This is a genomic window from Algoriphagus ornithinivorans (assembly GCF_900115305.1).
Classification (GTDB): Bacteria; Bacteroidota; Bacteroidia; order Cytophagales; family Cyclobacteriaceae; genus Algoriphagus; species Algoriphagus ornithinivorans.
In genome coordinates this window covers 122,707-134,766 of record NZ_FOVW01000006.1, presented here as the reverse complement: position 1 = coordinate 134,766, position 12,060 = coordinate 122,707, and the positions used below count along the sequence as shown (strand labels likewise).

The following is a 12,060-nucleotide window of genomic DNA, read 5'->3' as shown; positions in this document are numbered from 1 at the left end:
GATTAAACAATCTCTACGATGAAGTAATTTTTCTTTCCTTTTTGCACTAGTAAATACTTTCCTTGTAGCAATTCAAAATTTATGGATGCGTTAGGATCAGCAACCTTTTCTTTATTGATACTCAAGCCACCTCCCTGAATCATTTTTCTCGCTTCTCCTTTGGAACCGAAAATCACTCCCTGAGAAATTTCACCAAATAAATCTAAAATAGAAGTAAGTGCTGAGTATTCAGATTTCTCAATTTTTACTTGAGGCACTCCATCAAATACTTGTAAAAAGGTTCGCTCATCCAAAGCTGCCAAGTCTTCTGTAGAAGATTTACCGAATAGGATTTCAGATGCTTTTACAGCCATCTCATAATCTTCCTGGCTATGGACCATGATGGTAACTTGCTTGGCTATCTCTTTCTGCAAGCTTCTTAAATGAGGTGCCTGAGCATGCTCAGCTTCCAATGCCTCAATGGTCTCTCTGTCTAAAGTGGTAAATATTCGGATATATTTAGATGCATCTTCATCCGACACATTCAACCAAAACTGGTAAAACGCATAAGGAGAGGTTTTTTCCGGATCAAGCCAAACGGAACCGCCTTCAGTTTTCCCGAATTTGCTTCCATCAGCTTTAGTAATCAAAGGAACCGTTAAAGCAAATGCACTGCCGCCACCCATTCTTCGGATGAGTTCAGTACCTGTTACTATATTTCCCCATTGATCTGAACCTCCAAGCTGAACAGTACAGTTTTTATTTTTCCAGAGGTGGTAAAAATCGTAACCTTGAATCAGCTGGTATGAGAACTCTGTAAAAGAAAGCCCATTTCCATCTTCAAGTCTTCTTTTAACGGAGTCCTTGGACATCATGTAGTTTACTGTAATGTGCTTTCCTACATCTCTGATAAAATCCAAAAAGGAAAACTGAGACATCCAATCATAGTTGTTGACTAACTCAGCTTTGTTGTCAGCATTGGTTTTGAAATCCAAAAACTTAGACAATTGATTTTGGATGCAGGATACATTATGATCTAATGTCTGTTTGTCCAAAAGGTTTCTTTCTGCTGATTTAAAAGATGGATCTCCAATCATTCCAGTTGCCCCGCCTACCAAAGCAAAAGGCTTGTGACCGGCTCTCTGGAAATGTAAAAGCGTCATTACTCCTACCAAATGGCCAATATGAAGAGAGTCTGCTGTCGGATCAAAACCCAGATATGCCGAAGCTGTACCTTTATTTAAGTGTTCTTCGATTTCGGGTGTCATATCTTGGAGCATTCCTCTCCAGCGCAATTCTTCTATAAATGGATTCATGGAATTATTAAAATTTAAGCCGCAAATATAGCCTTGTCCATCGAAGGATGGAAGAAAAGTATAAAAGGATTGCTGGATGCGTCCATTCTTCCTTTAAAAGACACCAACGGTGAAGTTTTGAAGCTAAGTTTTTTAATTTTCATTACTTTCACAATCGAAATTAAAAGCTATGAGATATTTATATAGTATTCTAACTCTTACATTATTCACTCTGATCAGTTCAGGAATCAATGCCCAAGAGAATCCCTCTTGGATGAGATACCCGGCAATTTCTCCCGATGGAAGCACCATTGTGTTCACCTACAAGGGCGATTTGTATACTGTGTCTTCTCAAGGTGGAGAAGCTAAGCAAATCACCTTTCACGAAGCTCATGACTATCAACCAGTCTGGAGCAAGGATGGAAGCAAGATTGCTTTTGCATCTGACCGGTATGGGAATTTTGACATCTTTATCATGGATGCTGCTGGAGGCCCGGCAACAAGGTTGACATATCATTCCAATGATGAGCAACCTTTTGATTTTTCAGCAGATGGAAAGTTTGTCCTATTTGGAGCAACCCGAATGGATATTGCTTCTCATAGACAATATCCTACTGGATCTCAGCCTGAATTATATAAAGTGCCGGTAACTGGTGGGAGAGTAGACCAAGTTTGGACTATTCCAGCAGAATATGTAAAGACCAGTAAAGATGGATCCAAAATAGTCTATCATGACAAAAAAGGAGGGGAGAATGAATGGAGAAAACATCATGAGTCTGGAATAGCTAGGGATCTTTGGATTTATGATGCAAGCTCTAATTCGCATCAGATGCTCACCACATTCTATGGGGAAGACAGAAACCCGGTTTTTTCACCCGATGAAAAAGAGTTGTATTATCTAAGCGAGCAAAATGGAAGTTTCAATGTGTATTCCATGGCTTTAGATAATCCCTCTCAGACTACTGCCTTAACTAGCTTGACAAATTTTCCAGTTCGCTTCTTAAGTATTTCCAACAATGGATTGATGAGTTTTGGATATGATGGAGAGCTGTATACCTTAAAAAAAGGTGAAAATCCTAAAAAAGTAGCTGTTAGTCTTAAAACTCAGGCTATTTCCAATCCTGACAACTTTATTTCTATCAATGGTGGGGTAAGCGAAATGAGTATTTCTCCTGATGGAAAAGAAATAGCTTTCGTAGCCAGGGGAGAAGTTTTTGTAACATCTGTCGATGGTTCGCTCACAAAAAGAATTACCAATACTCCAGAGCAAGAGAGATTTGTGGAATTTGCTCCTGACGGAAAATCTATAGTGTATGCCAGTGAGAGAGATGGAAAATGGCAGATTTTCCAAAGTACTAAAGCAAGAGCAGAAGAACCTTTCTTTTTTGCTTCAACCTTGCTGAATGAGAAGTTATTGCTAGAGGTAAATGATGATGCCTATCTTCCAAAATTGTCTCCTGATGGGAAAAAGCTCGCTTATGTAGAAGGGCGTAGAACCTTGAAAGTTGTCGATTTATCCAGCAAAGTTGCAGTTACTTTAATGACTCCTGAGCAGCTCTTTCATATGAGAGATGGAGATCAATATTTTGTATGGAGTCCTGATAGTAACTATTTATTAGCTACCTACAGACCTACCATGGTCAACTCTGAAGTGGTTTTATTGGATATCACTGGCAAGCAACCCATGAAAAAGATCACCCAAAGTGGCTATAGTGATGATAGAGCTACCTGGGTAAATGAGGGGAAACAAATGCTTTGGATGTCTAATAGAGACGGTCTAAGAAGCTATGCCACATCCGGAAGAAGTGAAGAAGATGTGTATATGCTCTTCTTTGACAAAGCAGCTTGGGACAAATTCAACTTGAGTAAAGAGGAATTTGACTTGATGAAGGAAATTGAAAAGTCCAAAAAGAAAGATGATTCCAAAGAGGAAAAAAAGGATGAGAAAAAAGAAATCGCTCCTCTAAAATTTGACTGGGATGGATTGGAAGAAAGAAAGGCCAAACTGACCATTCACTCTTCCATGTTGGGAGATGCAGTACTCAGTAAAGATGGGGAGAAACTATTCTATTTGGCCAGTTTTGAAAAAGGACAAAACCTCTGGAGCACTAATTTAAGGACTAAAGAAACCAAGCAGGAGCTTGCTCTGAATGCCGGGTATGGTAGGTTGATGTGGGATAAGGATCAAAAAAATCTTTATCTATTGAGTGATGGAAGTATTTCCAAAATCAACACAGAGTCGATGAAGAAAGAGGGTATAAAGATCAGTGGCGAGATGAGTTATGATAAAGATGCTGAATTAGCCCATTTATTTGATCATGTTTGGTTGAGGACAAAGGGTATTTTTTATACTCCGGATATGCATGGTGTAGACTGGGAAAAAGCCAAAGTAGATTACCAAAAATACCTGCCACATATTGGTAATAATTATGAGTTTGCTGAAATGCTCTCTGAGATGATCGGTGAATTGAATGTTTCACATGCTGGAGCACGATACAACAGATCTATTCCAATGGCTGATCAAACAGCTGCTTTGGGGATATTCTGGGACTATAAGCATCAGGGAAACGGGCTGAAAATAACTGAAGTGATCTCCGGAGGCCCATTGGATAAAGCAGAATTCTCTGTAAAGCAGGGTATGATTATCCAAAAGATCGATGGTGAAGTAATCAGTACAGAAGTGGATTTTGCTAAACTTTTGAACAGGAAAGTGGACAAGTTTACCTTGCTTGAGCTCACTGATGCAACTGGTGGAAATGTTCAGCAGATCACTGTAAAACCAATTTCCTTGGGGGAAGAAAACAGACTTCTTTATAAGAGATGGGTGAAAAAGAATCAGGAAGAGGTTACAAAATTAAGCGATGGTAAATTGGGTTATGTGCATATTCCGGGAATGAGTGATGGTCCTTATCGAAATGTATATGAGGACATGATGGGTAAATATCATGACACAGAAGCAGTTATCGTAGATACTCGTTTCAACGGTGGTGGAGACTTAGTAGCTGATTTAGCCATGTTCTTCACAGGCGAAAAATTCCTGACTTATGCCACTGCTGATAAAGTGGTGGGTTATGAGCCAACTGCCAGGTGGACTAAACCAACTTTAGCGATGTTCAATGAAGCCAATTATTCAGATGGACATTGTTTTGCTTGTGGATATACAGATTTGAATATTGGTAAAACTGTGGGTATGCCTACTCCAGGTACTTGCTCTTTTGCAGGTTGGGAAGGTTTACCAAATGGAGTGAGATGGGGAGCTGTTCCTATTTCTGCCAAAAATAAAGCAGGAGAGTGGCTGGAGAATAATGAAACAAAGCCACAGTTTGAAGTGAAAAATATGCCAGGTAAGATTGATCAGGGAATTGATCAGCAGCTGGAAAAGGCAATTGAAGAACTTCTGAAAGAGGTGAAATAAAAAAAGCCGGGCAATTTGCCCGGCTTTTTCTTTTATCTAATGCTTATCCATTATACGTTTCTGTTTATTGATAATTCTTATTGTTTAAAGACTCATCATTCTTGAAGAACTGAGTCATTTTTGCAAATGAACTATCAAAATATCCCTCTAGCATTTTCTTGATGATGAATGTCCTGTACTCATCTTTAGATACGATTGGGAAATACTCATGGCTTTTGCCATAAGACTTGTGACTCACAAAGCCTTTTCTTTCAAGAATCCTAACGATAGTGGAAACTGTGTTGTAGGCTGGCTTTGGTTCTGGCATCGGTACAAGGATGTCTTTGACAAACCCTCTTTCGATGTCCCAGAGGATCTGCATGATCTCCTCTTCTGCTCTGGTTAATGGTTTCATAAGGTGTTAAGTTTTAATTCCTTAGAAAATTATTGGTTTAGTTCCGAAAATCCAAGAAAAGTACAAAAATAAGTTTGCCTATTTAGTTAAAAAAAATCTCAAGTATCTGAAAACTAGGGAAATAAAAAAGGAGCAAATTTTGCTCCTTTTTGATTATGCTGTTCTTAATTTAATTATACCCGATGCGTGTAAAAGTTTCACTATAGGGTAGGTCGGATCAAATTCGTACCATTTCACTGCAAAGTTCGGACGGTTTGGAAGCTTATGGTGATTGTTTTGGAAAAGCTCTCCGAGCATTAAAACATCCAACAATAACGAATTTTTTGATTTATCATTGTTATCAAAATTAGCATATCCGTATTTGTGGCCACTCCAGTTGACGATAGCACCATGAACAGGTCCCATTAAGAAATGGATTGGAAGTAAGAAGTACATCCACCAGTGAGTTCCGGGTAATTCAAATACAGTAATTGCCAATACGTAGATTGCTACATATAATAACCCCCAAGCTACTCGGACTCCCATGCTGTCTGCAAATTTGTCAAATCTGTTCCAATCAGGAATATCTTTAGAAAAACGCTCCTCAGGCTTCAGTTTAAAGCTGAAGTAATCATTGTAAATGTTTTTTGTTTTCCACATCATGGTGAAAAGGTTCTCTGTATGATGTGGGGAATGAGGGTCTTTCGGAGTATCGCTATACGCGTGATGCATTCTGTGAAGGATAGCGTATGCTCTAGGGGATAAATACGAACTGCCTTGCCATATCCAGGTGAAGAGATAGAAAAATCTCTCCCAGTATTTATTCATGACAAACATTTGATGAGCTGCATAGCGGTGCAGAAAGAAGCTCTGGCAGAATAATGAAAAGTACCAGTGCAGAAGAAAGAAGATAATGATAATCACTCGTTATTGGTTTATTGAATTTGTACAAATATAAGAGGCAGTAGCCCAATAGTAAAGCTTCTAGGAGATCAACCTCGATCTAATTTTCATGATTTAAATCAATTTTTGCTTAATTTGGTGAAAACAACTTTTCATTATGTCTCAGCAATCACAAGCAACTTCGATTCTTGTCAAAATCCTTTTAGGTGGCATTTCAGTATTAATTGCAGCTTTTTTTCTTCCGGGAATTTCCATTGATGGATGGATTACTGGCTTTTTGCTCGCTGCTCTATTGATTTTAATCAATCTGACTGTTAAGCCCTTGATGATCTTACTTACTCTACCTTTAACCATCATCACCTTTGGTTTGTTCCTCTTGGTGATTAATGCTTTAGTAATATTATTAGCAGATGCGATTATTCCTGGTTTTGAAGTAAACGGCTTTTGGTGGGCTTTATTATTTGCTATAGTCTTGAGCTTGATCAACTCGCTGTTTGGAAATAATTTGAATTTAGATCGTTGAGGTACTTTGATCGTTAACCCTTCGATAAACTTTCAAAACTCCGTTTTTATCTGGGCTTTTTATCTCCTGTTTGGAATGATGAATCATCGCCTTTAGTATGAATTTTTCAGAAGGTTCATTGTAAGCAGGTGCTTCGTCAATCCATTTGATAGTCTCAAAGTCTATGTTTGCCGAAGGAATGCAGAATTTATCATTGGCATCCTGAATCATATACATTTCCTCATTTGGGTCTATGCCAGTTATTTTTTTTTGATCCGAAATACCTACTACAATGACACCCCCTTTTGTATTGGCCAATGCAGAGATTGTGCGGGCTATTTTCTCCTTGGAACTCACTTTCTGCTTGAAATCCAATGAGATACCTTCTTCTGATTTTAAAACCTTTTTGATGAATTCTTCATCAAACTTTTCTATATTATGTTTATTCATTTACAATTTGTGACGTATATTACTTGCTATATTCAACTTGAAGATTATCTTTCCCAACTGAAACTTAAGACTAATAATTTTTAATCTATGTCAACTATGAATCCTGGCTTTGATCCAAAAGAAATTTCCAAACTCAAGCAGGAATTGAAAGCCTCTGGCAAATCATTTCAATTAATTCCTGAGGAGGAAAACTCTGATGAATTTGTAAATTTTTACTTCATTGGAATGTTTGAAGGTAAAGAAGTTATATACGATGCTGCTTTATATACGTTGAGACTACACCATGCGAGTGAGGTTTATGAGCTTGCAGAACATGAAGCGGCTAAGAAATTCCCGAATTTCAGTGGAATTAGATACGAAGAAGATGAAAATGGTAATCTTATGCCATTGTCTAGTGAAGAAGAGGAAATCGGTTGGTTTATCACTGAGATGATCATGGAAATCGAAGAAGAGGAGTCTGTGAAAGTTCAAGAATTCATAGACATCGATACAAATCACGATTATGGAATTGGTTTAGATGCAGCTTTGAATGTGGAATATATTGATGAGAAAGTAATAGCTAAATTCATTAAGGAATTTAATGATGATACAATTCAACTCGATGAAACCATGTATGCTTTTCAATCTGAAGAAGAAGACGTTTAAATTTTAATTTGGAACAAAAAATTGGAGCGCTTGTTAAAATACAAGCGTTTTTTTTATGCTTAAAATTGCCTGGTCTTCCGAATATGCTCATCCTTTGCCTCCGGGACATAGATTTCCAATGGAAAAATATGAGCTTTTGCCTCAGCAACTGATGTATGAGGGCACAGTTTCTGAAAGAAATTTCTTTGCTCCTGATGCAATAGAAGAAAGTCTTATTATACAAGTTCATGATGCTCAATATTGGGAAAAACTCAAAAATTTAGCCTTAAGTAGGTCTGAAGAACGAGCTACTGGTTTTCCTTTGAGCAAAGAATTGGTGGATAGGGAAACCATCATTGCTGGTGGATCGGTTAGAGCTGCTTTGTTTGCACTTGAATTCGGCATTTCCCTAAATATTGCCGGAGGTACGCATCATGCGTTTACGGATAGAGGGGAAGGTTTTTGCTTGTTAAATGATATAGCTTTGGCGAATAGATATCTTCAGAATGAAGGACTTGCCAAAAATATTCTAGTCATAGATTTAGACGTGCATCAGGGAAATGGTACTGCTCAAATTTTCAATGATGATCCATCCGTATTCACATTCAGCATGCATGGAGCCAAAAACTATCCACATCGAAAAGAAAAATCTGACCTGGATATTGAACTGCCTGATGGAACTGGAGATGAGGAATATTTAACTCAGCTAGATCTCGCCTTAGAAAACATTCTGAAGAAGTTTCATCCTGATTTCATCATGTATCAATGTGGTGTCGATGTGTTGGAAACTGACAAACTTGGACGTCTAGGCATGAGTATAGAAGGTGTTAAAATGCGTGACAAAAAAGTGCTGAACCTTGCAAAAGAGTTGAAGCTTCCAATTATGTGTTCGATGGGAGGGGGTTATAGTGAAAAAATTAGCCATATCATTGAGGCGCATGCTCAGGTTTACAGGCTGGCTCAGGATATATTTTTTTAAATACTCCTAAAAAAAGCTTTTTCAAAAAGGTCAGACCTTGGAAAATCAATACTTTCTTTATATTTGCGCCCTTGTCAACAATAAAATATACAAAGTGAAAAAAGGATTTAAATTCATAGGAGTACTTGGTTTTGCAACAGTGCTTTTTTACGCTTGTCAACCAAAAACTACAGAAAACACAACTGCAACAGCTTCAGGAGAGGCTGCTTCAATTTCTGATTTGAGTATAGCATATGTGTATACTGACAGTGTGATCAATCAGTACGAGTTCTTCAAAAAGAAATCCGAAGAAATCACAGAAAAAGGAAAGAAGTTTGAAGGAGATCTTCAAAGCAGAGCTAGAGGTTTTGAGCAGGAGGTTGCTAATTTCCAGCAAACCGGTGGAAATATGACTCCTAACCAGCAAAGAGCAAAGCAGGAAGAGTTGGTAAAGAAAGAGCAAAACTTGATGACTTACAGAGATAATCTGATGCAAGAGCTTTCTGCTGATGAATCTAATCTATATAGCGATGTTTATGACAAAGTTCAGAAATATCTAAAGAGCTATGCAGAGGAAAACAATATTGATTTGATCTTGAGCTACACTAGAGGTGGAGCAGTATGGTATGGAAAAGATGCTTTGGATGTAACCAAAGCCGTGATTGAAGGTCTGAATAAAGAGTACAATACTACGCCTGCTGATTCAGCCAAATAAGTATTTACTAATAGATATATCGAAACCCGGCTTAAGGTCGGGTTTTTTTGTACCCTAATTTTAGGTATTTTTGACGCCTAATTGATAAATCCAAGTAATGAAAATCACAGAATTTCTAAAGCACCACTACAGACATTTTAATGCAGCTGCCTTGATTGATGCGGCCGAAGGATATAAGACTCATTTAGAAGAAGGAGGGAAGATGATGGTCACACTAGCAGGAGCCATGTCTACCGCTGAATTGGGTATTTCCTTGGCAGAAATGATCCGTCAAGATAAAGTCCAAATCATTACCTGTACAGGTGCCAACCTGGAAGAGGACGTTTTTAATCTGGTTGCTCACGATTATTACGAGAGAATCCCAAATTACCGGGAATTATCTCCTGCACAAGAGCAAGATCTTTTGGAGCGACACATGAACAGGGTTACGGATACTTGTATTCCTGAGATGGAAGCCATGAGAAGGATTGAAAATGTGATTTTGGAAGAGTGGATGAAAGCCGACCAGGCCGGTGAAGCATATTTTCCTCATGAATTTTTCTACAAAATATTGCTATCTGGTAAGTTGGATGACTCTTTCCAAATTGATCCTAAGAACAGCTGGTTATTAGAAGCTGCCAAAAAGAACCTGCCTATCATAGTGCCAGGATGGGAAGATTCAACCTTGGGAAATATGTTTGCAGGTCATGTGATCTCTGGAGATGTAAAGAATGTTCATACTGTAAGAAGCGGTATAGAATATATGATGTTCCTAGCTGAATGGTATACCCAGAATGCTACCGAAGAAAGTAAAGTCGGATTTTTCCAAATTGGCGGGGGAATTGCAGGAGACTTCCCAATCTGCGTGGTTCCGATGCTGCATCAGGACTTGCAACGTGATAATGTGCCTCTTTGGGGTTATTTCTGCCAGATTTCTGATTCTACTACATCTTATGGATCATACTCTGGAGCAGTTCCCAATGAGAAGATTACCTGGGGTAAACTTGGTTTGGAAACTCCGAAATTTATCATTGAATCTGATGCAACAATTGTGGCCCCGCTGGTATTTGCCATCGTTTTGGGTCAATAATTATGAATAAGTTCAAGTCATTTTATGTGAAAGCAGGCAGTCTAGTATTGCTTGCTTTTTCTTTTTCCTCAGGTCTTTCTGCTCAAGCTATCCGAAGTTTGTCAGGAGCAAATAGTCCCCAGGATGATCAAAATCCTGTTTGGATTGGAAATAATACGCTGCTCTTTACCAGAGCATTTCACCCAGACAATAAAGGTGGAATTACTGATTCCGGTGATATATGGATGAGTAAAAAAGATGAAAAAGGGGAATGGTCAGAGGCTATTCACAGACCTGATCTCAGTACACCTGGCTATGATTTTCCCTTGGGTTTGGAGGATCTTCTGACTTTACTCGTATATCACAGAGATACTGAGAGAAATGGGATTTATCAGTACTCTAAGTTTGGAACTGACTGGAATTTTCTTCGAAAAGTCAATGTGGAAGGAATTTCAGAAATGGAAGGAAACCTGACTGGTAGAGTTTCCAAAGGCGGAACTTTAATTTTTATTTCAGGGAAAAGAGCAGACAGCAGAGGAAATGAAGATATATACTTGACACAGAAGGTTGGTCCAATAGATTGGTCAAAGCCGGTTCATCTCGGAAATGTGATCAATACTCCGGGTCAGGAAATAAGTCCATTCTATAATCCTGACAGCAAGCTCCTTTATTTTTCGTCAAACATGCAGGAAGGAGCACAGGGGAAAGATATTTTTATCGCCAAATCTTTGGACGGATCCCTTTCCAATTGGAGCCAACCTAAAAGATGGGAACAAATCAGTTCTCCTGGATCTGAGGCTTCCATCACCTTTATTTCTGATGAGGAAATAGTATGGACGAGTACACAAAACAGTGATGGATTTGCGGATCTCTTGACTTTCCAAAACCCAGAAAAATTAATTATTCCAGAGAATTTTGAGTCTCCAAGTGCGATTGTATTGAATCAAACAGAAGCTGAAGAAAAGGTAGAGATACAAGAGATTGTTCCTATTTATCCTTCAAGTTCTGTAGGATTTCCGGAAGTAAAGGTTCAGGAAAAGTCTGTACCCGTGGATGAGCCCAATCTTTCTTGGTTGGTCATAGATGAAAGTTCAAAATCCAGAATTTTGGATTATTCCTTATTCTCAAAAAAAGGTGCAGAATGGGGAATTGAAAACGGCCCATTAAAATTAAATGAATTAAAGAAGTCTGGAGTAACTGAGCTTCGATTTCAGGCAGCAACATATTTTCCGGTTGCAATTCCTGTGGATCGGATTTTAAGTGGAGAACCAAATGTGATTTTGCTGAGAAAAGCGGCTCCCGGCAGTACCTTTACTTTGGAAAAAGTTGCTTTCAAAAGAGGCACAGCTGAACTAGAAGGAGTAGAAACGCTGGAGTTTTTGAACGAGATTGCAGAGTTTTTAACAGAAAACCCTGATCTGACAATCCGAATTAGTGGACATACTGATAATGCCGGTGATCCTGGATTAAATAAAGCCCTTTCCTTAGAACGAGCAGCAGCTGTGAGGGACTATTTGGTGGAGAAAGGTATTGAGTTCGAAAAATTAAGAATTGCAGGATGGGGTGGAACTCGCCCTGTGGCTTCCAATGCAACTGAAGCAGGAAGAGCAAAAAATAGAAGAGTAGAATTAACAGTAGAAAATTAGAAAAAGAGATATTCTTTAATCTGATTATCCGCAATCATGCCAGTTACCTTATTTTCTTCGCTTAGCTGGTTGGAAGACCGATGACCGAAGACCGAAGCTTCCGGATTCTGATCCTTTTAGCAGATAATAAGCCGTATTTTTGTTGATTCTGG

At 38.6% G+C, this 12,060-nt stretch carries 11 protein-coding genes; 7 read left to right on the top strand and 4 right to left on the bottom strand.

Translation table 11 applies throughout. The features are described 5' to 3' along the window. Nucleotides 1–2 precede the first annotated feature (2 nt). Nucleotides 3–1,295: a tyrosine--tRNA ligase gene (gene tyrS, locus BM073_RS10585; protein ID WP_091653959.1), complete on the bottom strand. Its 1,293-nt coding sequence runs from the start codon at nt 1,293–1,295 to the stop codon at nt 3–5. A 169-nt stretch (nt 1,296–1,464) separates the two neighbouring features. Here tyrS and BM073_RS10580 point away from each other — a divergent pair, with 169 nt between their 5' ends. Then, on the top strand, nt 1,465–4,689 hold the full coding sequence (locus tag BM073_RS10580; RefSeq protein ID WP_091653958.1) for a S41 family peptidase: 3,225 nt from the start codon (nt 1,465–1,467) through the stop codon (nt 4,687–4,689). A gap of 64 nt (nt 4,690–4,753) precedes the next feature. On the opposite strand, the gene BM073_RS10575 is transcribed toward BM073_RS10580, so the two are convergent. Then, nucleotides 4,754–5,083 carry a BlaI/MecI/CopY family transcriptional regulator gene (locus tag BM073_RS10575; RefSeq protein ID WP_091653955.1) on the bottom strand — a complete coding sequence of 110 codons (330 nt, stop codon included), beginning with the start codon at nt 5,081–5,083 and terminating at the stop codon, nt 4,754–4,756. Between the two features lie 153 nt (nt 5,084–5,236). Beyond that, on the bottom strand, nt 5,237–5,986 hold the full coding sequence (locus tag BM073_RS10570; protein WP_091653953.1) for an acyl-CoA desaturase: 750 nt from the start codon (nt 5,984–5,986) through the stop codon (nt 5,237–5,239). A 136-nt stretch (nt 5,987–6,122) separates the two neighbouring features. Here BM073_RS10570 and BM073_RS10565 point away from each other — a divergent pair, with 136 nt between their 5' ends. After that, nucleotides 6,123–6,488 carry a phage holin family protein gene (locus tag BM073_RS10565; protein WP_091653951.1) on the top strand — a complete coding sequence of 122 codons (366 nt, stop codon included), beginning with the start codon at nt 6,123–6,125 and terminating at the stop codon, nt 6,486–6,488. On the opposite strand, the gene BM073_RS10560 is transcribed toward BM073_RS10565, so the two are convergent. Then, the gene (locus tag BM073_RS10560) at nt 6,477–6,917 is read right to left on the bottom strand and encodes an AlbA family DNA-binding domain-containing protein (protein WP_091653950.1); all 441 of its coding nucleotides are present in this window, start codon (nt 6,915–6,917) and stop codon (nt 6,477–6,479) included. The two genes, BM073_RS10565 and BM073_RS10560, sit on opposite strands and share 12 nt — an antisense overlap. 87 nt (nt 6,918–7,004) lie before the next feature. On the opposite strand from BM073_RS10560, the gene BM073_RS10555 reads away from it, so the two are divergent. The 5 genes from BM073_RS10555 (at nt 7,005) to BM073_RS10535 (ending at nt 11,908) form a co-directional block, all read left to right on the top strand. Beyond that, entirely contained in the window at nt 7,005–7,562 is a 558-nt protein-coding gene (locus BM073_RS10555; protein ID WP_091653948.1) for a hypothetical protein, read from the top strand. Between the two features lie 55 nt (nt 7,563–7,617). Further along, entirely contained in the window at nt 7,618–8,520 is a 903-nt protein-coding gene (locus tag BM073_RS10550) for a histone deacetylase family protein (RefSeq protein WP_091653947.1), read from the top strand. A 94-nt stretch (nt 8,521–8,614) separates the two neighbouring features. Beyond that, complete coding sequence (locus BM073_RS10545) at nt 8,615–9,214, top strand: OmpH/Skp family outer membrane protein (protein ID WP_091654317.1); 600 nt, start codon at nt 8,615–8,617, stop codon at nt 9,212–9,214. A gap of 97 nt (nt 9,215–9,311) precedes the next feature. Then, nucleotides 9,312–10,283 carry a deoxyhypusine synthase family protein gene (locus BM073_RS10540; protein ID WP_091653945.1) on the top strand — a complete coding sequence of 324 codons (972 nt, stop codon included), beginning with the start codon at nt 9,312–9,314 and terminating at the stop codon, nt 10,281–10,283. Between the two features lie 2 nt (nt 10,284–10,285). After that, on the top strand, nt 10,286–11,908 hold the full coding sequence (locus BM073_RS10535) for an OmpA family protein (RefSeq protein ID WP_091653943.1): 1,623 nt from the start codon (nt 10,286–10,288) through the stop codon (nt 11,906–11,908). Nucleotides 11,909–12,060: the final 152 nt, after the last annotated feature.

Coding starts and splice junctions, on each gene's coding strand:
- tyrS (WP_091653959.1), bottom strand. CDS start 1,295: ATGAATCCATTTATAGAAGAATTGCGCTGGAGAGGAATGCTCCAAGAT.
- BM073_RS10550 (WP_091653947.1), top strand. CDS start 7,618: ATGCTTAAAATTGCCTGGTCTTCCGAATATGCTCATCCTTTGCCTCCG.
- BM073_RS10555 (WP_091653948.1), top strand. CDS start 7,005: ATGTCAACTATGAATCCTGGCTTTGATCCAAAAGAAATTTCCAAACTC.
- BM073_RS10560 (WP_091653950.1), bottom strand. CDS start 6,917: ATGAATAAACATAATATAGAAAAGTTTGATGAAGAATTCATCAAAAAG.
- BM073_RS10565 (WP_091653951.1), top strand. CDS start 6,123: ATGTCTCAGCAATCACAAGCAACTTCGATTCTTGTCAAAATCCTTTTA.
- BM073_RS10540 (WP_091653945.1), top strand. CDS start 9,312: ATGAAAATCACAGAATTTCTAAAGCACCACTACAGACATTTTAATGCA.
- BM073_RS10580 (WP_091653958.1), top strand. CDS start 1,465: ATGAGATATTTATATAGTATTCTAACTCTTACATTATTCACTCTGATC.
- BM073_RS10535 (WP_091653943.1), top strand. CDS start 10,286: ATGAATAAGTTCAAGTCATTTTATGTGAAAGCAGGCAGTCTAGTATTG.
- BM073_RS10575 (WP_091653955.1), bottom strand. CDS start 5,083: ATGAAACCATTAACCAGAGCAGAAGAGGAGATCATGCAGATCCTCTGG.